Consider the following 25,350-nt stretch of genomic DNA (forward strand, 5'->3'; position numbering starts at 1 on the left):
ACCCCCACCCTCTCCCCTCAGGGGAGAGGGGACGATGGAGCCGATCCGCCCGATCTCAATTCGTCCGGTGCCAAGCCCCCACCTGGCCGCTCTCCACTCCATACTGATACAGCGCCGACAGCCATTCCTGCCCGCCGAACAACTGGTCCTTGGGCGGCGGGAAGTCGGCGGGAATGGCGGTCAGCCGGTAGCTGATGCCGCTTCGTTCCACGGCGTTGGTGAGAATGGTGATGTCGCTGCGCCCGCGATACTTCAGCAGCGTCGGAATGGCCCGTTCCAGGATGGACAGGCTGGAGACATTGACCGGCTTTGCGGTGGGTTCGATGGCGCCATTATAGACCACATAAAGGTCGGCATTGCGCGGCAGCGATTGTAGCCCATCCGGCAGCAGCACGATCTGCTGGGTTACCCCACCGTCCACATGCAGTTCATCGAACTCGAGCCCGGCCGCGCGGACGTCGATCAATACCGGCGGATAGACGCCGGGCACCGCCGTCGAGGCGAGAATGATCTTCTGCACCAGCTCCAGCCGGTCCGGAATTTGGCTCGCGGCAATCGCGCCGATGTCCCAGATCACCGGCCGCTCTGCATCGAGATTGGTGGTGCCGATCAGCAGCCGCCTTCCCTTGGCGTGCTCCCGCCCGATAGCGGTCAGCGTCTCTGGGGTGATGATGCTGCGAATGGCGCCCAGCACCTGCGCGTTGCTGGCTATCGAACTGCTGCCGAAGAGGGCTGCGACGAAGTTGAGGTTCGGTGACTTGCTGCCCGCCAGGGTGCCGAACACCGCCTGCAGGTGTCCATCATAGGCAGGCCCGAGGAACGCCAGCGGCGCGATCATGGCGCCGACGCTGATGCCGGTGACCACCTCGAATTCCGGCCGGTTGCCACTCTGGGTCCAGCCCACGAGAAACCCTGCGCCATAGGCGCCGTTGATGCCGCCGCCAGAAAGGCTGAGATAGTCGAGCGAGCCATCTGCGCCCGCGGTGAAGCCGAAGCTTTGCCCCTCCTTTAGCGGCTCATCGCCCCAGTAGCGGATCGGCATCGCCTCGGAAGCGCCGATCGGTGCCCGGCTTGCGCCCGGCACCGCCGCGATTTCCGCAATCGGTTCTGGCACCGCCGACGTCCGGGTCTCGCCGGTTGTGGTGCAGCCGGCAAGTGCGAGCACGAGCATCGGCAAGAAAGCGAGCGAGCGAAGGGCAATGGGCATGGAGGTGTCACAAATGGGAAGCTGAACGTTGAAGCTGCCCCGACGGCACTTGGTTGCGCCCGCACCTGCTCGTACCGAAAATCATCGCGCTGCCGTGGCTTTCGGGTGACGGCTGCGCTAAACCGACGCCATGCAGTCCTTTCTCCTTGTCGGCCTCGGCGGTGCCCTTGGCGCCATGTCACGTCACGGCATGGGGCTTCTCCTTGGCCGCTGGTGGTCCGGCGGCTTCCCGCTTGCAACGCTGCTGGTCAATGTCCTCGGCTCCCTGCTGATGGGTATGTTCGTGGGGACGCTGGCGCGCCTCCTGCCGCCGCATCAGGAGGAACTGCGCCTGTTTCTTGCCGTCGGCGTCCTGGGCGGCTTCACCACCTTCTCGAGCTTCTCGCTCGATACGATCACACTGATTGAGCGCGGTGCCTGGATCGAGGCCGGCACCTATGTGTTCTTGTCGGTTGTGGTTTGCCTGATTGGCCTCTATCTCGGCCTTCTGGTGACACGAGGCGGCCTATGAGTGGCGTACAGCACAGAGTGGTGGAGCGGGACGAGGATGGCATGCGCCTCGACCGCTGGTTCGCCCGCAATTTTCCCCATCTTGGTTTCGGCCGCCTGCAGAAGCTGATCCGCAACGGCGAGGTTCGCCTCGACAAGGGCCGTGTGGAAACCAGCACGCGCGTCGCCGCCGGCCAGACCGTCCGCATCCCGCCGATAGATGATCCCGACGCACCCAAGCCGCAGCGCATCAGCAGCGCCGACGCCGATTTCCTGCGCTCGCTGATCCTCTACGAGGACGACGAGCTCTACGTCTTCAACAAGCCCGCTGGCCTAGCCGTCCAGGGCGGCAGTGGCACCAAGCGACATATCGACGGCATGCTGAAGAGCCTGCCCAACAAGAAGGGGGAAGCCCCGCGCCTCGTCCACCGTCTCGACCGCGATACCGCCGGCGTGCTCGTGGTCGCCAAGACCGGACCGGCCGCCACGCACTTCGGCACCGTGTTTCGCTCGCGTTCCGCGCGCAAGATCTACTGGGCGGTGGTCGCCGGCAATCCGAGCCCCCGCCAGGGCGAGATCAGTTGCTTTCTCGCCAAGCGGGCCACCACCGATGGCGAGCAGATGGTGGTCGTCCCCAACGGCACTCCCGGCGCCGTCCACTCGATGAGCTATTATTCCACCACCGACACGGCCAGCCGCCGCTTCGCCTGGGTGACGCTGAAGCCGGTCACCGGACGCACTCATCAGTTGCGCGTCCATATGGCCCAGCTCGGCACTCCGATCCTCGACGATCCGCGCTACTTCAACATCGAGAACTACCAGGCCGCCGAAGGGTTGGGGCAGGGGCTGCACCTCCACGCCCGCCGCATCGCTCTGCCGCTGCGCGACGGCCGCCGCCTCGACGTCTCTGCCCCGCTGCCGCCGCATATGCAGCAGAGTTTCGAGGCGCTCGGTTTCGACGCCGATCGCTTCGACGTCAGCCGCGACCCCGAGGACGGCGCGTGACTTCACCGGAGAACACCCATGCGTGACCAGCTCGAAGAAGCCCATCGCCATCGCGACGACGGCTATGGCCGCGCCCAGCACCTCAATCAGGTCGAGCTGCCCAAGCGCTTCTACAAGGATGTCGGGGTCGCTCCGGTCGACGGCGGCTTTGCCGTTACGCTCGATGGCCGCCAGGTCCGCACGCCGGGCAAGAAGATCCCCATCGTCGTGCCCGCCGTATCCATCGCCCAGGCAATGGCCAGCGAATGGTCCGCCCAGGGCACCCATATCGACCCCGCCACCATGCCGATGGTGCGCCTCATCAACGCCGCTGTTGAATCCGGCGAAGAATTGGTGTCGGAGCTCCGCGCCGAGGTCATGAAGTTTGCGGCCGGCGACCTCCTGCTCTACCGCGCCGACAGCCCGCAGGAGCTGGTCAGCCAGCAGGAAGTCACCTGGGACAATGCGCTGGTCAAGCTCGCCCGCCAGTTCGGCGTCAGCTTCCAGCCCACGGTAGGCATCCTGCACCAGCCGCAGCCGCAGCCCACCCTGGATCGCCTTGCCCAAGCCATCGAGCAGGAAAATCTGCTGACCCTCACTGCACTTGTCTCCATAACCGGAATCACCGGCTCAGGCCTTCTCGCTATCGGATTCCTGCACCAGCTCTTTTCCGCCGAAGAGGTGTGGACCGCCGCACATCTGGACGAGGACTACCAGATCGCCCAATGGGGCGCCGACGAAGAAGCGATGGAACGCCGCGCCAAGCGCCGCGAGGAATTTGACGTGGCCGTCGCGGTGGTGGACGCGCTGCGCGCCTAAGGAGCGGAGCCTCCGCCTTCTTCCCGTCGCCCCTATGAGGAGAGGGTGGTTCGCGGTCAGCGCGAGACGGGTGAGGGCGCCATCCTAGCCGCGCTTCCCCATCTCGATCACCCAGCCCCGCACATCCGGCGCAATCTCCGCCAGTGGTTCCAGCACGAAGGCGCGCTCGTGCGCGAACGGATGCGGCAGCGTCAGTCGGGTGGTTTGCAGCACAAGCCGGTCATAGGCGATGATGTCGATGTCGATGACGCGCGGGCCCCACTTCTCGATGCGCTGGCGGCCCATCTCCAGCTCGATGGCGAGCAGAGCCTCCAGCAACGGCAGCGGTTGCAACTCCGTCTCAACCGCCACGGCCATGTTGCAGAAGTCCGGCTGATCGGTCTTCCCCCAGGCGGTGGTCATCACCAGCTGCGATTGCGCCGTCACCCGGATCTGCTCATGCGCCTCGATCCGGCGCACCGCCTCGCGCAGTTGCGCCCGCGGATCGCCGAGATTGGCTCCGAGGCTGAGCCAAGCCTGATGCGTCACGCCTCGCCCCGCACGCGGTGCAGTTCCACCGCCGCATAGCCGCGCACCATGGCGATCGGCGCCTCCGGCTTGCGCACCCGCACCTTGATCCAGCGGATCGGCGGGAACGCCTCGAACAGCGCCGTGGCGACATTATGCGCCACCGCCTCGATCAGCTTCATCCGCCGGCCGGTGAACGCCGCCTCCACTGCCTCGTAGATCTTGCCGTAGTTGACGCTGGCGGCCAGATCGTCCGTCGCCGCTGCCTGCGCCAGGTCGATCCCCAGTTCGAGGTCGACATAAAAGCGCTGCCCCAGCCGCTCCTCCTCGGGGAACACGCCGTGATAGCCGAAAAACCCAAGATCGTTGAGGATGATGCGGTCGCCGGTGAAAGCATCGCTCATGGTTGCAGTTCCTCCTGCTGCGGCGGCCCGTACAACGCCGCCTGCGCCACTGTCAGCGCCTCGCGATTGGCGCGCACATCATGCACCCGAAAGATGTGTCCGCCCTTTGTGTAGCCGAGCACGCTGGTCGCCACGGTTCCCGCCACCCGTTCCTCGGGTGGCACGTTCAGCAGGCGTCCGATCATCGATTTGCGCGATGTCCCCACCAGCAGCGGCTGCTCAGCGAAGGCGTCCAGTCCGTTCAGTAACGCGTAGTTCTCGTTCATGTTCTTGGCAAAACCGAAGCCCGGATCAAGGATCAGCCTGTCCGCTGCCACGCCCGCTGCCACCGCAATCTCTCGGCTCCGCTCGAGCCAGACCCGCACCGCCTCGACGATCGGCACGCTCCGGTCGCGCTCCCTGTCCCAGTGCATTGCCACCACCGGCACCTCGTAAAGCGCAGCAATCTCAGCCATCTCCGGCGCGCCCTGCAGCCCCGTGACATCGTTGATGATCGAGGCACCGGCCTGGATCGCCTGGTCCGCCACCAGCGGTTTCATGGTGTCGATCGAGATCGGCACCCCGATGCCCTCCGCCATCAGTGCATCGATCACCGGCATCACCCGGTCGAGTTCCTCCTGCACCGGCACCGGCTCTGCACCCGGCCGCGTGCTCTCCCCGCCCACATCGATGATGTCTGCCCCCTCGGCCACCATCTGCCGGGCATGCGCTACGGCCGCCTCCACCGCCGCATGCCGCCCGCCATCGGAGAAGCTGTCTGGCGTGACGTTGAGAATGCCCATGATCAGCGCGCGCTCCCCGAGGATCAGCGGGTCGCGGCGGGGCAGGGGGATGATATGTCGGCTGTGCATCCTAGAACGGCCAAACGAGCATCAACATCGGCACCCCCACGAGCACCACCAACAGCGACAGCGGCGCCCCCAGTTTCCAGTAGTCGCCAAATCGGTAGCCACCTGGTCCCATCACCAGCGTATTGCACTGGTGCCCGATCGGGGTGAGGAAGTCGCAGCCGGCCCCCACCGCCACCGCCAAAAGGAACGCCTCCGGTGCATAGCCCAGGCTCGAGGCAAAGCTGGCCGCGATCGGCGCCATCACCAGCACCGTCGCGGCATTGTTGAGAAATGGCGTCACCGCCATGGCAGCTATCATGATCAGCGCCAGGGCTCCCCACGCTGGCATCATGCTCGCCACCTGCGACAGCAGGCCGGCAATGACGTCGGTTCCCCCGGTCGACCTCAGGGTATCGGAAACCGGAATGAGGCAGGCCAGCATGATCAGGATGGGCGCATCGATCTGCGCATACACATCCCGCAGCGGCACCGAGCGCGTCAGCACCATCGCCACCGCCGCCGCAAAGAACGCCGCCGCCACCGGCACTATGCCAAAGGCGGTGGCTGCCATCGCCACCAGCAGGATGCCTAGGGGGATCAATCCGTTGCGCACGCTGCCGAGTCGTAGCCCCCGCTCAACCAGCGGCAGGCAATCCCACTCCCGCAGCAGTTCGGGCAGCCGCTTCAGGTGTCCCTGCAGCAGGATCACGTCGCCGTTCTGAAATCGGATCTGGCCGAGCCGCTCCGTCAGCCGCTCTCCCCGCCGGCTGATTGCCAACAGGTTCAGCCCTGTGCGGTCGAACAGCGTCAGTTCCTGCGCGCTGGCGCCGATCAGCCCGGAGCTTTCGCCCACCACCGCCTCAATGATGCCGATGTCCGCGGCGTCCCGCGTGGCCGCACCGCGCCGCTCGGAGAACACCAGCCCCGACTGCGACACCATCTTGTCGAGTGCATCCGGCTCCCCCTGGATCAGCAGGATGTCGCCGGCCTTGAGGGTGGCGTCCGGCAGCGGCGTACGGGTGTTGCCGTTGGCGCTCATGATCCGGGTGACCATCGCCGCTCCGTCGCCGGCCGCCTGAATCTGCGCCACGGACTTGCCGACAGCCGCCGAGTCCGAACCCACCCGCGCCTCGGTGGTGTAGTTCTTGATCTCGATAGCCTTGTCCATGCCGGTTTCTTCGCGCCGGCGCTCCGGCAGGAGCCAGTAGAACACCGCGAGAAAACCAATGCCGACGATCGACAGCGCCGCACCCACGGGCGTGTAGTCGAACATGCCGAAGGGCTGGCCGACCATCTCCTCGCGCACTCGCGACACGATGATGTTGGGCGAGGTGCCGATCTGGGTCATCAATCCACCCAGCAGCGACCCGAAGGCCATCGGCATCAGGAACATCGAAGGCGATACGCCGGACTTCCGTGCCATCTGGAAGGCGATCGGCATCATGATGGCGAGCGCGCCGATGTTCTTCACGAACGCGCTCAGCACCGTCACCACTGTGACCAGCAGGATCAACTGTGCCCGCGGTGTGCTGATTCCCGGCGCGAAACGGCGGACCGCGATTTCCATGATGCCGGATCGGGAGACGGCGGCGCTCACCACCAGAGCGCTGCCGACGATGATGACAATGTCATCGGAAAACCCGGAGAAGGCGGCTTCCGGCGGCACCAGGCCCAGCGCCAGTGCTGCGAGCAGGGCACAAACGGCCACCACGTCGTAGCGCCAACGCCCCCACATGAAGGCGACCATCATGCCGCCGATCACGCCAAAGGCCAGAATTTGTTGCAGTGTCATGGTCTAGTTTGGTCCCGTGGCTGCGGGAGGCAACTCAACGCATCCACACCGCAGCGGCAAGAGCAATTCTCGCGCTGTCACAGGGTTCCGCATCGATCTTGCTTGGGCTCAGGCGTGCCGTCCGGCTTCGAGCGCCGATTTGACCAGCAGCGTGATCACCGCGATCAGCGCCAGCGTCGAAGCTGCGGCGAAGGCGCCGGCGATATTGAAGTCGTTGAACAACTGGGTGATTTGCAGCGGCAGGGTGTTGGTCTGGCCGCGGATCGCACCCGAGACCACCGACACGGCGCCAAACTCGCCCATCACCCGCGCATTGGTGAGCACTGCGCCATAGACCAGCGCCCAGCGGATATTCGGCAGGGTCACGTACCAGAACATCTGCCAGCCATTGGCCCCGAGCGACAGCGCTGCCTCTTCGTCCTCGGTCCCTTGCTGCTGCATCAACGGGATCAACTCGCGCGCGACGAATGGCGCAGTGACGAACAGGCTCACCAGGATGATCGCAAGCGGGGTGAACATGATCTGGATGCCGGACGATTGCAAAGCGGGGCCGAGCAGTCCCTGTCCGCCATAAAGGAAGAGATAGACCACGCCGGCCACGATCGGACTCATCGATGCCGGCAGTTCGATCAGGGTGATCAGCGTCTCACGGCCGCGGAAGCGGAAGCGTGTGACCAGCCAGGCCAGGCACACGCCGACTGCCATGTTGATCGGCACCACCACCAGCGCCGTCACCACCGTCAGCATGATCGCATGCAGCGTCGTCGGTTGCAGGATATTGGCGAAATAGGCGGCGACGCCTTCGCGCAAGGCGAAGCTGAAGATCACCGCCAGCGGCACGGCAAGCGTCAGCGCCGCCAGCACGAAGGCGGCGGCGATCAGCGCGATCTCGCCCGCGGAGCGGGGCAGCCGCTCAGCGTCGTGCAGCATAGCGTACCTGCCAGGCTGCCAGGGCATTGGTGGCCAGCAGCGTCAGAAAGGCCACAAAAAGCAGCACGAACGCCAGGGCTGCCGCGCCCTCGTAGCTGTATTCCTCGAGCCGGATGAAGATCAGCAGCGACACGATCTCGGTCATTCCCGGCAAGTTCCCGGCGATGAACACCACCGCTCCGAATTCCCCGAGCGACCGTGAAAACGACAGCACGCAGCCTCCGAGAAAGGCGGGGAGGATCGTCGGCCAGATCACCCGCGAGAACACCTGCCAGCGTGAAGCGCCCAGCGTGCGAGCGGCGTTCTCGAGGTCCACCTCCACCTCTTCCAGCACCGGCTGCACCGCCCGCACCACGAAGGGGATCGAGGTGAACGTCATGGCGGCGATGACGCCGAGCTGCGTGTAGTTGACGGTGATCCCCAGCGGCGTCAGTACAGCGCCATACCAGCCGCTGTCGTCGAACAGCGTCACCAGCACCAGCCCAGCGACGGCGGTCGGCAACGCAAAGGGCAGATCCACCAGCGCGTCGAGCAGCCGCCGCCCGGGGAACCGATAGCGCGTCAGCACCCAGGCTAGCAGCAGCCCGATGACGCCGTTGAGCACCGTGGCGACCAGCGCCGACGTGAAGGTCACCCGGTAGGCCGCCAGCGCCCGGTTGGAGCTGACGATCCTCCAGAACTCCTCCCAGCCCATGCCGCCGACCTTGAGCAGCATCGCCAGCAACGGCAGGATGATGATCAGCCCCAGGTAGAACAGTGACACGCCCATGGTGACGCCGAAGCCGGGCAGGAGGTGCCGGCTGCGCGGCCGCCTTCCCCGGTCGGCAACTCGCGGCGCTGCCTGGGCAGCGCCGGAGGCACGTGTCACCGCAGCGTCTGTCACTGGTTGAGGAACACGTTGTCGAGCAGGCCGCCTTCAGCGAAGTGCTCGCTGTTGACCGCGTCCCAGCCGCCGAATTCCTCGTCCACGTTCACCAGCCGCACCTCAGGGAAGCTCTCGGCATGTGCCGCTGCAACGGCCTCGTCGATGGGGCGGTGGAAGCGCTGCGCCGCAATTTCCTGCCCTTCGGGGGTGAACAGGAAGTCGAGATAGGCCTTGGCGAGTTCGCGGCTGCCGCGAGCATCGGCGACCTTGTCGACGATCGCCACCGGGAACTCCGACAGCAGGCTCACCGAAGGGACCACCGCCTCGTACTTGTCGGCTCCAAGCTGCTCCACCACGCTCAGCACTTCCGCCTCGAACGTCACCAGCACGTCGCCGAGCTGTCGCTCCGTGAAGGCGGTGGTCGCCGCACGACCGCCCGTCTCGAATACCGGCACGTTCGCGAACAGTTTGGTGAGGAAGGCCTCAACCTGTGCCTCGTCGCCGGCGAACTCCTCGTTCGCCCAGGCGCGCGCGGCGAGATAGGTGTAGCGGCCATTACCGGACGTCTTGGGGTTGGGAAAGATCACCTGCACGCCGTCTTCGGCGAGATCGCCCCAGTCCTCGATGCCCTTCGGATTGCCCGCCCGCACCAGGAAAGCCGGCAGCGAGTAGAACGGCGAGGCGTTGTTGGGGAACTGTTCCGCCCAGTCCGCTCCCACGAAGCCGCCCTCAACCAGCCTCTCGACATCGAGCACCTGGTTGAAGGTCACGACGTCCGCCTGCAGCCCTTCGAGAATGGCGCGAGCCTGGGCCGATGAACCCGCATGCGACTGGTTGATGGTCACGGTGGTGCCACCTGCGGCCGCATAGGCCGGCACGAACGCCGCGTTCTCGGCCTCGAACAGCTCACGGGCAATGTCGTAGGAGGCATTCAGCAGATCGGTCGGCTGCGCCAGGGCAGGGGCGCTGCCCAGCGCGACAAGGGCGACGGCAGTGGCGAGAAGCTTGTTCATGTTGGACCCGGGTCAGAATGACGCTGCCCAGCGTCATGCGGCGCCGGCGAGCCCGCGGTAAAGCGTCAAATGACCGGGCCGGATGAGTAATTTCTCTCGCATGCGTCGGCAGCAAAGGCGTTGCTTCCGCCCGCAGTTCAGCGCGATATCGTTTCCGCGTCAGTTAGTGAGGCGGCCTTGCCGCGCGTCAAGGAGGAACACGTGAAGCAGTTGATGACCACTCTAGGCCCCTTTGGAAAAGATCAGCTGGGCCTCATCCTTCCTCATGAGCACGTGTTCGTTGACCTGAGGACCCCGGACCAGCCCGGTTATGCGGAAGCGAACCCCGCTGAAGTGGTAGCGCTGATGGCGCCGGAGATCGAAGCAATCAAGGCGCAAGGGGTAACGGCGCTGGTGGAATGCTCGACCGGCGGCGTGGGACGCCGGGCTGATCTGGACCTCGCTGTATCACGAGCGACAGGGTTCCCGATCGTCGTGCCTACCGGTAACTATCGCGAGCCTTGGATACCGGATTGGGTCCGTGAGGCGAGCGAGGCCGAACTCGAGCGCTGGATGCTGCGCGAACTCACCGAAGGCATCGAAAATACCGGTGTGGTGGCGGGGTGGATCAAGCTGAGCGCCGGAGACGACGGCATCACCCCGCTGGAGACGCGAATCCTGCGGGCTGCGGCGCGCGCGGCGGCGGCAACAGGTACGGTTATCGGCTCACATACCATCAGGGGCCGCGTCGTGATGGACCAGCTCAACATCATCGAAGGCGAGGGGTACCGCGCCGACCGGTTCATCTCCATCCACACCCAGGCCGAGCCCGATTTCGAACTGCACAAGGCAGTTGCACAGCGCGGAGCCTGGATCGAGTACGATCATGTCGGGCGTGAGCCGGATGCGGAGGTGGTGCCGCTGATAGGGCGGGCCATCGAAGCCGGTCTGGCTGAGCAACTGCTGCTCAGCCACGACCGTGGCTGGTTCGACCCGGCGCTCCCAGGCGGGGGAACGCCGCAGCCCTACACCCATCTGGTGGCGAGCCTGTTGCCGGCATTGCGGCACGCGGGTGTGGAGCAATCCACCATTGTTCGGATGACCGAGATCAACCCGTTCGAGGCATTCGCCCGCTGACAGCGAGCGGCTCAGGCCGCCTGCACGGCCTTCACCGGTTCAGCAAACAGGTCGTACTCGTCGCTGCCGGTCACCGTCACGCTGACCATGTCGCCCGGCTTGATGCCGTCTGCGTTGGCGACGATCACCTGCCCGTCGATCTCCGGCGCATCCCACTTGGAGCGGGCGATGGCGACGTTCTTGTCCGGCTGCACGTCATCGACCAGTACGTCGATGGTCCGGCCGACCTTCTTGCTGAGCTGGCCCGCAGAAACGTTCTGAGCCACTTCCATCAACTGCTCCCAACGCTCCTGCGCCACCTCGTCGGGCACGATGCCTTCGAGTTCATTGGCAGGAGCCCCGGTCACCGGCTCGTACTTGAAGCAACCGGCGCGGTCGATCTCGGCTTCCTCGATGAAGTCGAGCATCATCTCGAAGTCTTCCTCCGTTTCGCCCGGGAAGCCGACGATGAAGTTCGAGCGAACCGTAAGGTCCGGCACCTGACGCTTCCAGTTCAGGATGCGGTTAAGCGTCTTTTCCTGGTGCGCCGGGCGACGCATGGCCTTCAGCACCTTGGGTGAAGCGTGCTGGAACGGGATGTCGAGATATGGCAGTACCAGCCCGTCGGCCATCAGTTCCATGATCTGGTCGACATGGGGGTAGGGGTACACGTAGTGCAGGCGCACCCAGGCGCCGAACTGCCCCAGTTCCTTGGCGAGATCGTAGAACTTCGCCTTCACCGGCCGGCCGCGGTAGTTCGACTCGGCATACTTGATATCGAGGCCGTAGGCGCTGGTGTCCTGCGAGATCACCAGCAGTTCCTTGGCGCCCGAACGCACCAGGCCCTCTGCCTCGGCGAGGATGCCGCCGGCCGGTCGAGACGCCAGGTCGCCGCGGATCTGCGGAATGATGCAGAACGAGCAGCGGTTGTTGCAGCCCTCGGAAATCTTCAGATACGCGTAGTGCCGTGGCGTCAGCTTCAGCCCGCTCTCCGGCACCAGGTCGAGGAACTTGTTCGGCACCGGCGGCAGGTGTTCGTGCACCGCGCTCACCACGCTCTCGTACTGATGCGGTCCGGTGATGGCGAGCACGCTGGGATGCGTTTCGCGGATCAGGCCTTCCTCGATGCCGAGGCAGCCAGTGACGATCACCCGGCCATTTTCGTTCAGCGCCTCGCCGATCGCCTCCAGCGACTCCTGCTTGGCGCTGTCGAGAAAGCCGCAGGTGTTCACGAGCACGATGTCCGCGCCCTCGTAGTTGCGGCTGAACGAGTAGCCCTGCGCCCGAAGCGTGGTCATGATCCGCTCGCTGTCGACGAGCGCCTTGGGGCAGCCGAGGCTGACAAGGCCGATTTTGGGCGCCTGGCTCATGCGCAAATAGGTCCGGGGCTGGAAAGAGATGCCGCCTCATACATCATACTGGGGCGGTTCCGCAATGTGACTGCCTCCCATTGCGGTCGCATCAGCCCTGTTGCACGCGCTGGACACGCACTCTTGAAACGGAGCGCAGCCGCGAACAATGCGTCCATCGATAAACGGCTATGCGGATCGGCCTCGGTTTATCAAAAGTTGCGTCCGGTGCGCCGTTGAGGGGCGCAGCGTCAACAAACCTCAGGAGCCCGCCATGTTCGACCGACTCTCCGCCTACGCACCCCACGCCCTCGCCGTTCTCCGCATCATCACCGCGCTGCTGTTCATCGAACACGGTACCCAGAAGCTGTTCGGCTGGCCCGTGCCCGCCATGGGCCCCACCGAGGGCCTGATGCTGATCGCCGGTATTCTCGAGCTGGTTGGCGGCGTGCTGATCCTGGTCGGGTTCCTGACCCGTCCGGTCGCTTTCGTGCTCTGCGGCTTCATGGCCGTCGCCTACTTCATGGGTCACGCGCCCATGGGCTTCTGGCCGGTCGCCAATATGGGCGATGCCGCCATCCTGTTCTGCTTCGTGTTCGGCTACATGGTCTTCGCCGGCCCCGGCGCCTGGAGCGTCGACCGCCGCTGACCCGTCATTCTGCCGCCGCTCAGGTCACACCCTTGGGCGGCGGCGTCCGCTTTGCGGTCCGGCGCGGCTTGAATACTTCGCCGGACCTGGTCGCCGGCTCCCGCTCAATGCCGGCGTCCGTCTGCGGCACATAGGGCGCCGGCTCCGTCGCCGGGGTGTAGTACTCGTCCGCCTCGGCATAGTCGGTGTCGTCCTCGCCTTCCTCGGCGAGTTCCCGGATCGCATCCCGCACCTCATCCAGCAGCGAAGCCGAATAGCGCGCGCGGCCGGCGGTATTACCCGTTGCCTCCTGCGCCCGGAACCACACCAGCAGCGCCTCGCAGAGGATTCTCAGGCCAACAAAGGCCAGCAGCCCGAAGACGAGGATCTCCAGCAGCCCCCACAGCCCGTTGCCGAATCCGAAGCCGAAGCTCCAGAACAAGTGGCTCACGGCCCACAGCAGAATGCCGGCGAGCCCCAGCGCATAAAAGATCGGCACCAGCCGCGGCGACAGGATCGAATCGAGCCGAAACAGCGTCTGGCGGGTGAAGAGGCGTTTGAGGTCGTCCAGCGTCATCTCGTCCTCCGGCGATTCCGTCTTATGCAACTTGGCTGGCGAGCGCCGGGCTGACAAGGCTCTCTTCACTGCCCGCCACCGTGGCGCCGAACCGCTGTTCAAACGCGGCGCGGAGCACCGAATCCACCTCCGCCATAGACACCAACTGTCCCAAATCCTCGAAGCTCGTCACCCCCTGATCGGTGATGCCGCAGGGCACGATTCCGGCATAGTGGCTGAGATCCGGCGCCACGTTCAGCGAAATGCCGTGGAAGGTCACCCATTTGGAAACCCGCACGCCGATCGCCGCGATCTTGTCCTCGCGACCGGCGCCCTTGTCCGGCCGCCGCACCCACACCCCGACGCGGCCCTCGCGCCGCTCGCCGACGATATTGTGGGCCGCGAGCGTGTCGATCACCCAACCCTCGAGCCCGTTGACGAGGCAGCGTATATCCCGCCCGCGCCGGGTCAGGTCCAGCATCACATAGGCCACCCGCTGACCTGGGCCGTGATAGGTGTACTGTCCGCCGCGCCCGGCCTCGTAGACGGGGAACCGCGCCTCGATCAAATCCCCCGCCACTGCCGAGGTGCCGGCGGTATAGAGCGGCGGGTGCTCCACCAACCACACAGCCTCCGGCGCGGAGCCGGCGGCCACCGCCGCTGCTCGCGCCTTCATCCCCGCGAGCGCCGTAGGGTAGGGCACGGCCTCCGGTGAAATGATCCACTCGACCGGCGCCCCATCGGCCCGCATCAGCTTGCCTCCGGCGCAGCTCTGACTGTCTGTTAACGCTTCCATAACCATGCTTGCCGGAGAGTTACCTGAACCGAACGACTCCGCGGCGCTGCCGCTGCCTTGATGTGACCTATTTATGAGCACGCTCGACAATATTGAAGTGGACCTGACCGTCGAGCTCGGCGCGACGACCATGCCTATTCACCATTTGCTGCGCATGGGCCGCGGTGCCGTCATCGAACTCGACGCCACCGAACACGATCCGATGCGCATTTACGCGAACTCCACGCTGATCGCCCTGGGCGAGGTCACCGTCGACGACGGGCAGTTGCGCGTGCAGGTTACCGAAAAGGTGCTGCGCCGCGGCTGAGCGCTGGTGTCGCGCAAGGTTTTCCACGGCTTGGCAAGAAACCCGATTTCCCCGCTTGTGGTCCGCCGACACCTTTGCTACATCCCCACTCGCTTCGGCGCCCCGGCGCCAAAGCTTCTACCACACATGTGCGGTCGTGGCGGAATTGGTAGACGCGCAGCGTTGAGGTCGCTGTGCCGCGAGGCGTGGAAGTTCGAGTCTTCTCGACCGCACCAGTCACTTCGGTGACACGGCAACAGCCGCCCTTCGGGGCGGCTTTGTTGTTTCCGGGGCTACTCTCCCGCGGTCGGCCGCTGCGCCCGCAGCCGTTCCGGCGCCTTGAAGCGCCAGGCGTCTTCGAGCCGGAGCGACAGTTCCTCATCGCCGATGGCATCAAGCCGGATCAGCACCACCGGATGGCCGACATAGTGGTCGGTTTCGAAGTAGATGTCCGGCGATATCTCCAGCAGCAGCGCCTTCTGCTCCTCGGGGCACTGCAGCACCAGCGTCGATCCGTCGAGCAGCCGGGCGAAGGTGGTATCGTGCACCTTGAGCGCCGGCGTGCCGTAGCTCGTCGCGTGCTCCACCTCTGGCAGTTGACGCTCTGCGCACAACCTTTTCACCCGCTCGAAGGCCGCGTCCGCATTCTTTTCGTTCATTGTCACCTCCTGCCGCTGCGAAAGGCGTAAAGCCAGTCTGGCGCAACGCGATTCGATTGGCTACAGCTTGCCTTGCCCCTGAAACCTCAGGACACAAAAAGGGCTCCCGATGAGTGCAGATTTCGAGACCGGTCCCGGCACCGTCGCCGGGGTGGACAGCAGTGTGTTCCGCGACAGCGAAGACCGCATCAGTCCGTTCTGGCTCGAGCGATTGCGTGCCTATCTGGCAGCGGGTCGGGCCGACGACGTCGCCGCGGTCATGGAGCCGCTGCACCTCGCCGACATCGGCGATGTCATCGAGGCACTCAATTCCGATGAACGCCTGGCGCTGGTGCGGCTCCTCGGTGAACGGTTCGACTATTCGGCGCTCACCGAAGTCGACGACAGCATCCGCGCCGAGATCATGGAGGCGCTGCCCAACGCCGAAATCGCCCGCGGCGTTGCCAGTCTCGACAGCGACGACGCCGTGTTCATCCTGGAGGACCTCGAGCAGCACGACCGGGACGAGGTCTTGGCCAAGCTGCCGACCTTCGAACGGCTGAGCCTCAAGCGCAGCCTCGATTTCCCCGAAGACTCCGCCGGCCGGCGGATGCAGACGGATTTCATCGCCATTCCGCCTTTCTGGACGGTCGGGCAGACCATCGACTATCTGCGCTCCGAAGCCGACCTGCCGGAAGATTTCTACCAGATCTACGTGGTCGACGCGTCCTACCAGGTGCTCGGCACCATCGCGCTCGACAAGTTCCTCCGTTCGCCTCGCGTCACGCGTATCGAAGCGCTGATGAACACCAATTTCGTCACCGTCCACGCCACCGAGGACCAGGAAGAAGCCGCCCGCGACTTCGAGCGCTACGACCTCGTGGAAGTGGGTGTGGTGGACGAGAGCGGGCGCCTCGTGGGCGTTCTCACCATCGACGACATCGTCGACGTCATCCAGGAAGAGGCGGAGGAGGATATTCGCTTCCTCGCCGGTATTGGCGACGAGGACATCTCCAACAGCACCATCTCGACGGTCCGCAGCCGCGCCCCCTGGCTGGCGGTCAACCTCGTTACCGCTGTTGCCGTGTCCTATGTGATCGGCCTGTTCGGCGCGACCATCGACCAGATGGTGGCCCTGGCCGTGCTCATGCCCATCGTCGCTTCCATGGGCGGCAATGCCGGGGCCCAGACCATGACGGTGACGGTCCGGGCCCTCGCCATGCGCGAGCTCCAGGGCTCGCGCCTGCGTCGCCTCATCACCCGCGAAATGATCGTCGGCTTCGCCAACGGCATCATCTTCGCCATTCTGATCGGGGTGGTTACCTGGCTCCGCTTCGACAGCGTCTCGCTCGGCATCGTCATCGCGCTGGCGATGATCATCAACATGATTGTCGCCGGCACGGCCGGCATCCTGATCCCGCTCGCGCTCGACAAGTTCAAGGCCGACCCGGCGATCGCCTCGGCGGTGTTCGTCACCACCATCACCGACATCGTCGGCTTCTTCGCCTTCCTCGGCATCGCCGGTCTGTGGTTCGGGCTTTTCTGACTCACCCGGCACGAAAATAAGCCCGACGCAGTCGGGCCCATTCTCCTGGCAATCAGCGACAGAGTGGTCTGCCGCCTGCATGATCTCTCGATCTGCCCCGATCTCTCGACCACCTCCCCCTCCCAGGGGGAGGTGAGGTGGGGTCCTGCGGCCCGCACCGGCGCGTCCGCCACCCCTACATCGCATCACCCCACTCCGCCCGACGCGCCCGCTTGTACTCCGCTCCGTGCCGCTTGCTCAGCCGCGTCACCGCCGCCGTGCCGCCCGCCTGGCAGAGCTTCAGCGCCACCTGTCCACTCGCCTGTTGCGGCGGCGCGATCACCCGCGCCGACGGACGCTCCACTGGCTCTCGCGACACCGCGAGATAGATAAATTTCTCGTCTTCCCATGGCACGTCGCCGCCCTTGCTCAGCCGGTGCATGCGCGAGCGCGCAACGCGCTGGGCGAAATGGCACCAGTCCGGCGGCACCAGCGGACAGGCCAGGTGGTGAGGGCAGGGCGCCACCATGTTCGCGCCGGCCGCGAGCAACTGCCGCCGCACGGCAAGGATCCTCTCCCAGCCTGCCGGCGTCCCCGGTTCCACGATCAGCAGCGTGTCCTGGGTCAAAGCCCACAGCCGGTCGACCAACCTCGTCCGCTGCTCCGGCTCGAGTTCGTCGAGCACATAGGCCAGTGTGACCAGATCCGCCGCTTTCAGCTCTGGTAACCCTGCTGTTACGTCGGCCTCGCGCCAACGCACATCGATCGATAGCCGTTGGGACAGTCGCTCGCCCCAAGCGCGAATGGCGCCGCTGCCCTCGACCAGCTCGGCCGCGACGAGCGATGGCCACTGCTCCATAGCAGCCCATAGGGCTGAACCTGGTCCTGAGCCCACGTCGATCTGGGTGCGCGGCGCGAAGCCCTCATGCACTTCGGCGAGTCGGGTCATGGCGGCGGCAATCGCAGCGAACGTTGCCGGTAGCCGTGCTGCCAGATACGCCTTCGCCGCCAGGTCGTCGCCGATGTGAAACCGCCCATCGCGCGTTTCCGCCCGATAGCGGGTCGACAGCGCGGCACCCGCCCGCTGCAGGTCTGCCAGCGCCACGCCCTCGAGCGCTTCGTCAACCGCTGCTCGCAGCGCTTCGGGCAGTTCCATCGATCACATTCTTCGCTTCTTGCCGCTGTGGAGTGTTGCAAGTCGGACGCTTGCAACACATCTGCGTGGCGGTTAACGTTTCGTCTACCGGGTGGGTCCGGCGTAACACCGCCTTAATCCCCGGTGTGAACGGCTGACAAGGAGCGATCAATGCGCAGTCAACCGAAAACCATGCCGTGGCAGGCAATCAAGTGGACTGCGGTCTGCCTGCTCTCCATGGGTCTGGTGTTTTCCGTTGTGGCTGGCGTCTAGACGCTAGAGTTCTTCACAAACTTGCTATTCCGGAGGGCGCCCGAGCCACTGGGCGCCCTTCGTGTTTCCCTTTCCGGATGATGTTCACGATGAAGCTGTTGATCGGCAATCGCAACTACTCCACCTGGTCACTCCGGCCATGGCTGGTGCTGCGTCACTTCGAGATACCCTTCACCGATGAGGTGCTGCCACTCTCCGGTCCCGGTTGGCGCGAAAACCTGGCGGAACGGTCGCCTACCGGCAAGGTGCCGGTGCTGATCGACGGCGAACTCGTTGTTCCCGAAACCATCGCCATCATCGAATATCTGGCCGACCGTTATCCCGACAAGCCGATCTGGCCGGTCGACCGCGCCGATCGCGCCCGCGCCAGGGCTGCCGCCGCCGAGATGCACGCCGGCTTTAGCGGTCTGCGCACCCACGCCCCCATGAACCTGCGCGCTTCGCACCCTGGCAAGGTCGACCTCGACAGCGTCGCCCGCGACCTGAAACGCTTGGAAGCGCTCTGGGGCGGCATGCTCGAGCGCTCCGGCGGCCCGTTCCTGTTCGGCGCCTTCACCGCCGCCGATGCCATGTACGCCCCCGTGGCGACCCGCATCCGCACCTATGACCTACCGGTTACCGATCGCCTCGCCGAATACGTGGAGGCCATCTATGGCCTGCCTGCCTTCCAGGAGTGGCTGGCGGAGGCGCTCAAGGAACCCTGGATCGTCGACGACGACGAGATCGATGTCATTCAGGGCCGCGTGCCCCGCGGGAGCCTTGCATGATCCACATGGTCAAGCTGTGCGTTGGTGTTGCCAGCTTCGAGGAACTGGAAAGTTACCGGAACGAGCGTGCCCACTGGTGGGGCGCCGACTACGGTGAGGACGTCCACGTTCACCGCACCCGCATGATGCCGAAGCGGCGTGAGGAGATGGAGGGTGTCTCCTCGATCTACTGGGTCATCGCCGGCCAGGTCCTGTGCCGGCAGCAGATCCTGCGCCTCGCGCCCTACACCGATGCCGAGGGCAAGGACTACTGCGACATCATCATGGCGCCGGACCTGATCCGCACGGTGCCTTATCCGAAACGTCCCTTCCAGGGCTGGCGCTATTTGCGCCCCGAGGATGCGCCGCCCGACGTCGGCGCCAACGAGAACGGCAACTCCATGGAGATCGCCGCCGATCTCGCTCGCCTCGGCCTCATCTGAATCAAAATGGTGCAGGTCTGGCGCGCCTGTTAAGACGCTGTTAACCACGGCCGTCGTTGCTAGCAGCCACGCGCAGGGCGTTGATTTGGGGGCAAGAAATGGCACGCGACGGAGCACATGTGATCGTCGTCGGAAACGAGAAGGGCGGGTCGGGCAAGTCGACCACGGCCTTCCACCTGGCCGTATACCTGCTGTACGCGGGCTATCGTGTTGCCACCATCGACGTCGACAGCCGGCAGCAGACTTTCACGCACTATGTCCGCAACCGCCGGTCGTTCAGCCAGCAGCGCGGTCTCAATCTGCCCAATCCGACGCATTTCCACCTACCGTCCGCCTGGGGTGATTCCATCAAGGAGAACCACCGGGCCGAGTTCGACGTCTTCCGCCGCGCCGTAGGGGAGGTGGAGGACCGTGTCGATTTCCTCGTCATCGACACGCCCGGCTTCGATACCAATCTCACCCGGCTCGCCCATTCGCTGGCCGATACGCTGGTGACTCCGGTCAACGATTCCCTGATCGACCTCAACGTGCTGGCGCGGATCGATGCCGATTCCGGCAATCTCATCGAGACCAGCCACTATGCCCGCCTGGTGCAGCGGGCCCGTTCGGAGCGCATGGCGGTGGATGGTCAGACCATCGACTGGGTCCTGGTGCGCAACCGCATTTCGATGCTCGGCTCGCGTAATTCGCGGCAGGTGCACCAGACACTGGAGAGCATCGCCACCCGCTTTGGCGCCCGCCAGGCCGATGGCATCGCCGAGCGCGTCATCTTCCGCTCGCTGTTCCAGATGGGGCTGACCGTGTTCGATCCGGTGGAAGAAGAGCTGACCGGCGAGGCCCAATCTGCTTCCCACGCGAGCGCCCGCCAGGAGTACCGCAACCTGCTGGCGGCCCTGAACCTGCCGCTGGCGCCGCGCGAGCCGATGCGGCTGACCGCCTGAGGCTCAGCGCTCGCCGATCGTCAGCCGGATGGCCCGGCGGCCGCCGGGGGCAAAGACGTCGAGATCGATCCTGACCGGCTCCTGCACCATCCGCCGGGTGCGGGCCGAAAGGGCAAGGACCACCCCGAGCAGGTCGCCGACGCTGCGCCGCTTGGGCAGCATGCGGCCGGTCATTCCGGCAAGCGCGCGGTTGCGCACCGCCATGTCTTCGGAGGCGAGGGCCGACCGGCCGACGAAATGGGCCAGGTCGCTCAGCGCACTGCGTTCGCTCATTGGGCTACTCCAGACACACGCACCAATTTGCAGTCGCCGGCCGGGGCAGGGGCCTCGGCCGGAAGGTCTTTCGATCAGCTCTGCATGGCCAGGCAGGCGAGATCCTGCTGCTTGAGCTGGTTGCACATCGCGGTCGCATCGTCGCGGTCGCCGAAGCCGACGAAGCGGGCGCGATAGAAAGTCTGACCGTTCTTCTCGAAGCGCTCCACATGCGAGCGGAAGTCGCCAAGGGTACCGACCTTGCTGGCGGCGTCGGCGAGCATGCCGCGGGCGCTCTCTTCGGACGGGCCGGCGCCGATCTGGACAACCCAGCCGGTGATCGGCTCGGCAGCAGCGGCGGAATGGGACACCTGCGGGTCGATCCCGACCGGCGGCACGAAGTCGAGTGGGGCCGAGGGTGTGGTCTGGCCGAGGGCAGTCGGCGGGGCACCGAGATTGTAGGACTCGCTGAGCCAGGCGCCGATAACGTCCGACTGCGGATAGAGCGGCTGTGCCTGGGTCGGCGCAGCAAGGGTGTTGGCGGCGTCCACGGCAGCCTGCTGCACCGGCGCAGGCATCGGCTGCGGGGCAGGGGCAGGGGCAGGCACCGGCGCGGCGGCGGCCACGGCGACCTGAGGCTGTGCCCCGTTGGCGGCGACGAGCTGCGCCAGGCGCCAGCCGGGCAGCGGCATCGGCACCACCGGCACAGGTTTGGCCGGCTGCGCCACCGCAACCTGGATGTTCCCCTGCCGGCCCGGCACCGGGATCATGGCGGTCCGCAGATAGTCCCCGCGACGGCCCTTGGGCAGATAGGAGGCCACGAGCTGGCGCACCTTCTCGTCGCGCGATGCGGAGGAGTTGAACCCGAACGCCACCACCACGATGTGCCGGCCATCCTTGCGGGCCGCGGTCAAGAGGTTGGAGCCGGCAGCGTTGATGTAGCCGGTCTTGATGCCGTCGACGGCGCCCATATAGCCCAGCACCCGGTTGTGGTTGCCATAGGTCTTGCGGCCATAGCTGAAGCTGCGGGTCTGGAAGTACTCGTAGTACTGCGGGAAGTGCTGGTACACGGCGATGCCGAGGATCGCCTGGTCGCGTACCGTCGTCACCTGGCCACCATCCGGCAGGCCCGAGGCGTTGCGATAAGTGGTGCTGCGCATGCCGAGCGCCCGCGCCGTGGCGGTCATCCGCTCGGCGAACTTCGATTCCGTGCCCGAGATATGCTCGGCGATCACGCGGGCCATGTCGTTGGCCGACAGCGTCACCAGCGACTTGATGGCATCTTCCACCGTGATCTTCGATCCGGCGCGCAGGCCGAGCTTGGTCGGCACCGCCGCAGCCGCATGGCGCGACACGGTCATTTCGGTGGAGAGGCGGATATTGCCGGCGCTCAGTTCCTGAAACAGGACGTAGAGCGTCATCACCTTGGCGACGGACGCCGGATAGCGTTTGCCGTCGGCATTTTCCTCGTACAGCACCTGGCCCGATTTGGCGTCGACCACGATGCCGGCATAGCGGCGGAGATTTTCGATGGCCTGGGCCGGGGCCACTGTGTGGGCGCCGACAGCCAGAATGACCATGATTGCGGCAAGGGCGCGTAGAACGACAGCGCGCATGGGGGTTTTCGCCTGGGAAGCCACCCGGTACTCCAACAACTCGCCCGACGCTTCTGCGAAGGGGTACGATACACACACATGGCTGGAGTCCGTGGCTGCCCCCGCTGCCGGCCTCCGCGACCTTCGGTGAGATTAGGGGCCGCGCCTTACCATTCCGTAAAATGCGAGCGATTTCGGCGACGGTGTGGAGCGAAAGTCACGTTGGGGTGAGTTGTCGGTCAAATTCCGGTGGCAGCAGAAAGTCCGCAAGGCATTGCCGGTCGGCCGCCTCGAGGAAGGCTGCAAGAGCCACATCGAAGGCTTGTGGCAGCCGGCAGAATTCTGCGGCGGCGCAGCCCTCGCCCGCCATGCAGCCCACCAGCGCGAAATCCGGCTCCGTCGCCCGCAGCACGTCGCCGAGCGAGATGGCGGCTGCCGGTCGGCCCAGTGCCAGGCCACCGGTGCGGCCGCGGCTGGGCTTCAGCAAGCCAGCCTGTGAGAGCCGGTTCGCTACTTTCATAAGGTGGTTGCGAGAGATGCCATACGCCTCCGCGGCGTCGGCGATGGTGGTGCGCTGATCGGGGCGGGAGGCCACGTAGATCAAGAGGCGCAGGGCATAGTCGCTGAAGCGGGTGAGGCGCATGGCCGGGTCGGGGGTGGAGGCAGCCCTGAGAGGCTGCCTCGCTGCGGTCAGGGCTGGGGGGCAGCCGGCACGACGCCGTGCGGCTGTTCCGCATTCGGCATGTGCGTCAGCCGTTCTCCGGCCGGAGCCGTGATCGAGGGCTCGTTGTAGTCGTAGAACACCGCGTGCAGTCCCCAATAGCTGCCGGCGATCACCACCATGGCGGCGAGCAGGCCCACCGGCACCCCCAGGACTGCGGGGATGGTGCCCTTCAAGGCCGGGCCCGACGGTGTCGGATCGGCAGCGATCAGGAACAGCGTGCCCATGATCAGTGCGTGGCCGACGAGGTCGATGCGGCCGAACGGGTAGACCGCTGCGGTGAAGATGATCAGCAGAGCCACTGCCGACAGCCGCCGGATCATCGCGGTCCAGAGCAGGCCGAAGCCCATGGTGAATTCCGCCACGCCCGCCATCGGGATAAACACGTCGCGCGGCATGCCGAACGTCAGGAACGGGCGTTCTTCGACCAGCGGGTAGAACCACTCGGCATAGGCGAACTTTTCGAGGCTCGACCACATCAGCGCGATGGCAACGCCCCAGCGCAGCACCACAAACCGGTGCTTGAACCACTTGCCGTTCGGATCGGCCGCGAGCACCAGATAGCCGGCGACGCCAACACCCAGCGCCAGGTAGTCGAGCAGGTGGAAGAAGTCGTAGTCGCGAAGCGCGATGACCCACAGTCCGATGATGCCGGCTGCCGCCAGCGGCATGGTCCGGCGCGAGAACACCAGCATGCCGATCAGCAGTTGCAGCCACGACACCCATTCGTTGGGAGTCTGCAGGTCAGGTGTGAGGTACACCCCGCCCACGGCAAAGATGGCGACGAAGAAGGCGCCGATCACCGCCCGCATGAAATCGTCCGAACGCCGCCACAGCGGGGCACTGGCGCGATCGAGCACACCGTTGATGGGCGCAGCGAAGGCGCTCCGTTCCACCAGCACGGTAGCCGCGAAGAACGCCAGCACCAGCACGATGCCGAGCCAGAACCAGCCGTTGAGCAAGGTCTCGCTGACCGGGTCTGGCGCGGCGCCGACCACATAGGGGGCAAACCACTTCACATGTGCATGCGCGGGGGTGGTGGCGAGCAGGCTCGCCGCGACGGTTCCGAGGGAAATGCCAAGGCCCGCCCACTTGCGCCTGCGGTTCTGGCTCTCTTTCCGAGGTCTCACTTCTAGCTCCATCAAAGGCTGCTCGACTGCAGTTGCGAACCACATAAACATGCATTCGGCGTGCATCTTTGATTCAGATCAAGCTGTTCCCGCTTCGGTTGCGGCATGGTCTGCACACGGAAAGCAGGAAGGATTGTGCAATGGTCGATGTCATTCGGTGGGGAACCGCAGCGGTGCTGCTGGTGGCTTTCGGTGGAGCCCTGTTGGTGCGCGACCAGCCGGCCAGTGAAGTGGCGAGCTTTCCATTGCCGGAGATTTGCGGCGACGCGCAGACAGATGCTCATGCCGGCCACGGCGGCGGCGGCTCCATGCAGGAGCAGCTGGACATGATGTCGATCGGCGCTGATGAATCCCATGCCGCCCTGATCCAGACCATGGAGCCCATGCACTCGGACATGATGCTGGGCATGACGGCCGAAGACTTCGAAACCGCCTTCGTCTGCTCCATGGTGCCCCACCACCAGGGCGCCGTTGAAATGGCCCGCGTCGCCCAGCAATACAGCACCGACCCCTGGATCCTGATGTTCGCGCAGGAAATCATCGCGAGCCAGGAAGTCGAGATCCGCGAGATGCAGGGCTGGCTCTCGCGCCGTGCGGCGGAGTAGGGTCGCGTTTCGCTCGGCTCGCCCTCGTTGCCATCCCCGCGAAGGCGGGGGTCCATTCTTCCCAGGAGCTCGGCAAAAGAGTGGATTCCCGCCTTCGCGGGAATGACGCCGTGCCTGTCTGCTACTGATGTGCTCCCCGGGAGTTCCCGCTGGACCACCGGGACAAGCCCGGTGATGACGACGCGGAGAGTCACTCCCATATCGGTCCTTCGTCATTGCCGGGCTTGTCCCGGCAATCCATTGCTCTCCCCCGCCTGCGGGGGAGGCTAGGTGTCGAAGCTATGAAGGTTGTTCACTCGGGGGCGCGGTGAGAAGCTGGGGTTGGTTGGCCTCCATTCGCAGCATCTGGGCGAGCTCGTCACGGCGCCGGCGGAGTTGACGCAGGGCGGCTTGCTCGGGACTGGGCGGTTGGTAAAGTTCTAGTCCGGGGGTCAGACCATAGCGGGCGATCAGGCGGGCATCGATCGCATCCGTCTTGGCTAGCTTGCCGTTGAAGCGAGCGAAGAGCCGAGTACGGCTGCCATGGGCCCGGTGAACGGCTAGACCCAGTGCGACCGCCTCGGACAGCACATGGCGCTCATATCCGCCGGTCGCCTCGCACACCACCAGCAAGGGGCCGGTGCCAAGCCTGGCGCTGACGCGCTGTTCTGCCCTGAGTAGGCGGCGCACCTGAATAGGGGTGTTCGGGATGATCTTCTGGCTGTCGGCCGGCAGGGTATGCACCACCAGATGGGCCTTGCTTACCTCGAAAGCGACGATGTGGTTGAAACGTGGATCGTTGGAGTTCATGCTCATG

At 65.4% G+C, this 25,350-nt stretch carries 29 protein-coding genes and 1 tRNA gene; 12 read left to right on the forward strand and 18 right to left on the reverse strand.

Annotation, left to right across the window (positions count from 1 at the left end; translation table 11 throughout):
- Positions 1 to 55: 55 nt before the first annotated feature.
- Positions 56 to 1,207, reverse strand: a complete 1,152-nt coding sequence (locus ACFSX5_RS17120; RefSeq protein WP_386835070.1) for a patatin-like phospholipase family protein — start codon at positions 1,205 to 1,207, stop codon at positions 56 to 58.
- A gap of 130 nt (positions 1,208 to 1,337) precedes the next feature.
- On the opposite strand from ACFSX5_RS17120, the gene crcB reads away from it, so the two are divergent.
- Genes crcB through ACFSX5_RS17135 form a run of 3 tightly spaced genes read left to right on the forward strand, consistent with a single transcriptional unit; the run spans position 1,338 to position 3,499 of the window.
- Complete coding sequence (gene crcB, locus ACFSX5_RS17125) at positions 1,338 to 1,718, forward strand: fluoride efflux transporter CrcB (protein ID WP_386835071.1); 381 nt, start codon at positions 1,338 to 1,340, stop codon at positions 1,716 to 1,718.
- Positions 1,715 to 2,701 (forward strand): RluA family pseudouridine synthase, encoded by a 987-nt coding sequence (locus tag ACFSX5_RS17130; protein WP_386835073.1) that lies wholly within the window; start codon positions 1,715 to 1,717, stop codon positions 2,699 to 2,701. Before crcB ends, ACFSX5_RS17130 begins: the two co-directional genes overlap by 4 nt.
- Before the next feature lie 18 nt (positions 2,702 to 2,719).
- Positions 2,720 to 3,499 (forward strand): ATP12 family chaperone protein, encoded by a 780-nt coding sequence (locus ACFSX5_RS17135; RefSeq protein ID WP_386835075.1) that lies wholly within the window; start codon positions 2,720 to 2,722, stop codon positions 3,497 to 3,499.
- A gap of 84 nt (positions 3,500 to 3,583) precedes the next feature.
- Here the strand turns inward: ACFSX5_RS17135 and folK are convergent, their stop codons facing one another.
- The 7 genes from folK to ACFSX5_RS17170 form a co-directional block, all read right to left on the reverse strand.
- Positions 3,584 to 4,027 (reverse strand): 2-amino-4-hydroxy-6-hydroxymethyldihydropteridine diphosphokinase, encoded by a 444-nt coding sequence (gene folK, locus ACFSX5_RS17140; protein WP_386835076.1) that lies wholly within the window; start codon positions 4,025 to 4,027, stop codon positions 3,584 to 3,586.
- On the reverse strand, positions 4,024 to 4,410 hold the full coding sequence (folB, locus tag ACFSX5_RS17145) for a dihydroneopterin aldolase (RefSeq protein WP_386835078.1): 387 nt from the start codon (positions 4,408 to 4,410) through the stop codon (positions 4,024 to 4,026). The genes folK and folB overlap by 4 nt, the downstream gene beginning before the upstream one ends.
- On the reverse strand, positions 4,407 to 5,261 hold the full coding sequence (gene folP, locus ACFSX5_RS17150; RefSeq protein WP_386835080.1) for a dihydropteroate synthase: 855 nt from the start codon (positions 5,259 to 5,261) through the stop codon (positions 4,407 to 4,409). The genes folB and folP overlap by 4 nt, the downstream gene beginning before the upstream one ends.
- A 1-nt stretch (position 5,262) precedes the next feature.
- Complete coding sequence (locus ACFSX5_RS17155; RefSeq protein WP_386835081.1) at positions 5,263 to 7,032, reverse strand: SLC13 family permease; 1,770 nt, start codon at positions 7,030 to 7,032, stop codon at positions 5,263 to 5,265.
- 108 nt (positions 7,033 to 7,140) lie between these two features.
- Entirely contained in the window at positions 7,141 to 7,962 is an 822-nt protein-coding gene (gene cysW / locus ACFSX5_RS17160; RefSeq protein WP_386835083.1) for a sulfate ABC transporter permease subunit CysW, read from the reverse strand.
- Entirely contained in the window at positions 7,946 to 8,731 is a 786-nt protein-coding gene (cysT, locus tag ACFSX5_RS17165; protein WP_386835676.1) for a sulfate ABC transporter permease subunit CysT, read from the reverse strand. The genes cysW and cysT overlap by 17 nt, the downstream gene beginning before the upstream one ends.
- A gap of 110 nt (positions 8,732 to 8,841) precedes the next feature.
- The gene (locus tag ACFSX5_RS17170; RefSeq protein WP_386835085.1) at positions 8,842 to 9,840 is read right to left on the reverse strand and encodes a sulfate ABC transporter substrate-binding protein; all 999 of its coding nucleotides are present in this window, start codon (positions 9,838 to 9,840) and stop codon (positions 8,842 to 8,844) included.
- A 201-nt stretch (positions 9,841 to 10,041) separates the two neighbouring features.
- Here ACFSX5_RS17170 and ACFSX5_RS17175 point away from each other — a divergent pair, with 201 nt between their 5' ends.
- Complete coding sequence (locus tag ACFSX5_RS17175; protein ID WP_386835677.1) at positions 10,042 to 10,956, forward strand: phosphotriesterase family protein; 915 nt, start codon at positions 10,042 to 10,044, stop codon at positions 10,954 to 10,956.
- An 11-nt stretch (positions 10,957 to 10,967) separates the two neighbouring features.
- On the opposite strand, the gene rimO is transcribed toward ACFSX5_RS17175, so the two are convergent.
- Positions 10,968 to 12,305, reverse strand: a complete 1,338-nt coding sequence (gene rimO / locus ACFSX5_RS17180) for a 30S ribosomal protein S12 methylthiotransferase RimO (RefSeq protein ID WP_386835086.1) — start codon at positions 12,303 to 12,305, stop codon at positions 10,968 to 10,970.
- A gap of 253 nt (positions 12,306 to 12,558) precedes the next feature.
- Here rimO and ACFSX5_RS17185 point away from each other — a divergent pair, with 253 nt between their 5' ends.
- Positions 12,559 to 12,933, forward strand: coding sequence for a DoxX family protein (locus tag ACFSX5_RS17185; protein ID WP_386835087.1), 375 nt, complete (start codon positions 12,559 to 12,561; stop codon positions 12,931 to 12,933).
- Between the two features lie 19 nt (positions 12,934 to 12,952).
- Here the strand turns inward: ACFSX5_RS17185 and ACFSX5_RS17190 are convergent, their stop codons facing one another.
- On the reverse strand, positions 12,953 to 13,489 hold the full coding sequence (locus ACFSX5_RS17190; RefSeq protein ID WP_386835089.1) for a DUF4282 domain-containing protein: 537 nt from the start codon (positions 13,487 to 13,489) through the stop codon (positions 12,953 to 12,955).
- Between the two features lie 22 nt (positions 13,490 to 13,511).
- Positions 13,512 to 14,264: a lipoyl(octanoyl) transferase LipB gene (gene lipB, locus ACFSX5_RS17195; protein ID WP_386835091.1), complete on the reverse strand. Its 753-nt coding sequence runs from the start codon at positions 14,262 to 14,264 to the stop codon at positions 13,512 to 13,514.
- Between the two features lie 73 nt (positions 14,265 to 14,337).
- Here lipB and ACFSX5_RS17200 point away from each other — a divergent pair, with 73 nt between their 5' ends.
- Together ACFSX5_RS17200 and ACFSX5_RS17205 are read left to right on the forward strand one after the other, a co-directional pair.
- The gene (locus ACFSX5_RS17200) at positions 14,338 to 14,571 is read left to right on the forward strand and encodes a FliM/FliN family flagellar motor switch protein (protein WP_386835092.1); all 234 of its coding nucleotides are present in this window, start codon (positions 14,338 to 14,340) and stop codon (positions 14,569 to 14,571) included.
- A 130-nt stretch (positions 14,572 to 14,701) separates the two neighbouring features.
- A tRNA-Leu gene (locus ACFSX5_RS17205) sits at positions 14,702 to 14,786 on the forward strand.
- 57 nt (positions 14,787 to 14,843) lie between these two features.
- Here the strand turns inward: ACFSX5_RS17205 and ACFSX5_RS17210 are convergent.
- Positions 14,844 to 15,209, reverse strand: coding sequence for an MmcQ/YjbR family DNA-binding protein (locus ACFSX5_RS17210; protein ID WP_386835094.1), 366 nt, complete (start codon positions 15,207 to 15,209; stop codon positions 14,844 to 14,846).
- A 109-nt stretch (positions 15,210 to 15,318) separates the two neighbouring features.
- Between ACFSX5_RS17210 and mgtE the strand changes: the two genes are divergently transcribed.
- Positions 15,319 to 16,734, forward strand: coding sequence for a magnesium transporter (mgtE, locus tag ACFSX5_RS17215; protein WP_386835095.1), 1,416 nt, complete (start codon positions 15,319 to 15,321; stop codon positions 16,732 to 16,734).
- Positions 16,735 to 16,909: 175 nt separating this feature from the next.
- On the opposite strand, the gene ACFSX5_RS17220 is transcribed toward mgtE, so the two are convergent.
- Positions 16,910 to 17,869, reverse strand: coding sequence for a small ribosomal subunit Rsm22 family protein (locus tag ACFSX5_RS17220; protein ID WP_386835096.1), 960 nt, complete (start codon positions 17,867 to 17,869; stop codon positions 16,910 to 16,912).
- Between the two features lie 341 nt (positions 17,870 to 18,210).
- Between ACFSX5_RS17220 and ACFSX5_RS17225 the strand changes: the two genes are divergently transcribed.
- The 3 genes from ACFSX5_RS17225 to ACFSX5_RS17235 all read left to right on the forward strand — a co-directional run bounded on the left by ACFSX5_RS17225 (position 18,211) and on the right by ACFSX5_RS17235 (position 20,251).
- The gene (locus tag ACFSX5_RS17225) at positions 18,211 to 18,888 is read left to right on the forward strand and encodes a glutathione S-transferase family protein (RefSeq protein WP_386835098.1); all 678 of its coding nucleotides are present in this window, start codon (positions 18,211 to 18,213) and stop codon (positions 18,886 to 18,888) included.
- Positions 18,885 to 19,310 carry a DUF1489 family protein gene (locus tag ACFSX5_RS17230; RefSeq protein ID WP_386835100.1) on the forward strand — a complete coding sequence of 142 codons (426 nt, stop codon included), beginning with the start codon at positions 18,885 to 18,887 and terminating at the stop codon, positions 19,308 to 19,310. The genes ACFSX5_RS17225 and ACFSX5_RS17230 overlap by 4 nt, the downstream gene beginning before the upstream one ends.
- Positions 19,311 to 19,408: 98 nt before the next feature.
- Entirely contained in the window at positions 19,409 to 20,251 is an 843-nt protein-coding gene (locus ACFSX5_RS17235; RefSeq protein WP_386835101.1) for a division plane positioning ATPase MipZ, read from the forward strand.
- A gap of 3 nt (positions 20,252 to 20,254) precedes the next feature.
- Here ACFSX5_RS17235 and ACFSX5_RS17240 read toward each other — a convergent pair whose 3' ends face one another.
- The 4 genes from ACFSX5_RS17240 to ACFSX5_RS17255 all read right to left on the reverse strand — a co-directional run bounded on the left by ACFSX5_RS17240 (position 20,255) and on the right by ACFSX5_RS17255 (position 23,949).
- On the reverse strand, positions 20,255 to 20,524 hold the full coding sequence (locus ACFSX5_RS17240; protein ID WP_386835103.1) for a hypothetical protein: 270 nt from the start codon (positions 20,522 to 20,524) through the stop codon (positions 20,255 to 20,257).
- A gap of 74 nt (positions 20,525 to 20,598) precedes the next feature.
- Positions 20,599 to 22,119: a serine hydrolase gene (locus ACFSX5_RS17245; RefSeq protein ID WP_386835104.1), complete on the reverse strand. Its 1,521-nt coding sequence runs from the start codon at positions 22,117 to 22,119 to the stop codon at positions 20,599 to 20,601.
- A 196-nt stretch (positions 22,120 to 22,315) separates the two neighbouring features.
- Complete coding sequence (locus ACFSX5_RS17250; protein ID WP_386835105.1) at positions 22,316 to 22,741, reverse strand: Rrf2 family transcriptional regulator; 426 nt, start codon at positions 22,739 to 22,741, stop codon at positions 22,316 to 22,318.
- Positions 22,742 to 22,788: 47 nt separating this feature from the next.
- Complete coding sequence (locus ACFSX5_RS17255) at positions 22,789 to 23,949, reverse strand: hypothetical protein (RefSeq protein WP_386835106.1); 1,161 nt, start codon at positions 23,947 to 23,949, stop codon at positions 22,789 to 22,791.
- A 140-nt stretch (positions 23,950 to 24,089) separates the two neighbouring features.
- On the opposite strand from ACFSX5_RS17255, the gene ACFSX5_RS17260 reads away from it, so the two are divergent.
- Positions 24,090 to 24,554: a DUF305 domain-containing protein gene (locus ACFSX5_RS17260; RefSeq protein WP_386835108.1), complete on the forward strand. Its 465-nt coding sequence runs from the start codon at positions 24,090 to 24,092 to the stop codon at positions 24,552 to 24,554.
- A 279-nt stretch (positions 24,555 to 24,833) separates the two neighbouring features.
- On the opposite strand, the gene ACFSX5_RS17265 is transcribed toward ACFSX5_RS17260, so the two are convergent.
- A complete protein-coding gene (locus ACFSX5_RS17265) occupies positions 24,834 to 25,349 on the reverse strand; it encodes an IS110 family transposase (protein ID WP_386835110.1) in 516 nt (171 codons plus the stop codon).
- Position 25,350 lies beyond the last annotated feature (1 nt).

This window comes from Devosia albogilva, from assembly GCF_042685625.1.
GTDB classification, from domain to species: domain Bacteria; phylum Pseudomonadota; class Alphaproteobacteria; order Rhizobiales; family Devosiaceae; genus Devosia; species Devosia albogilva.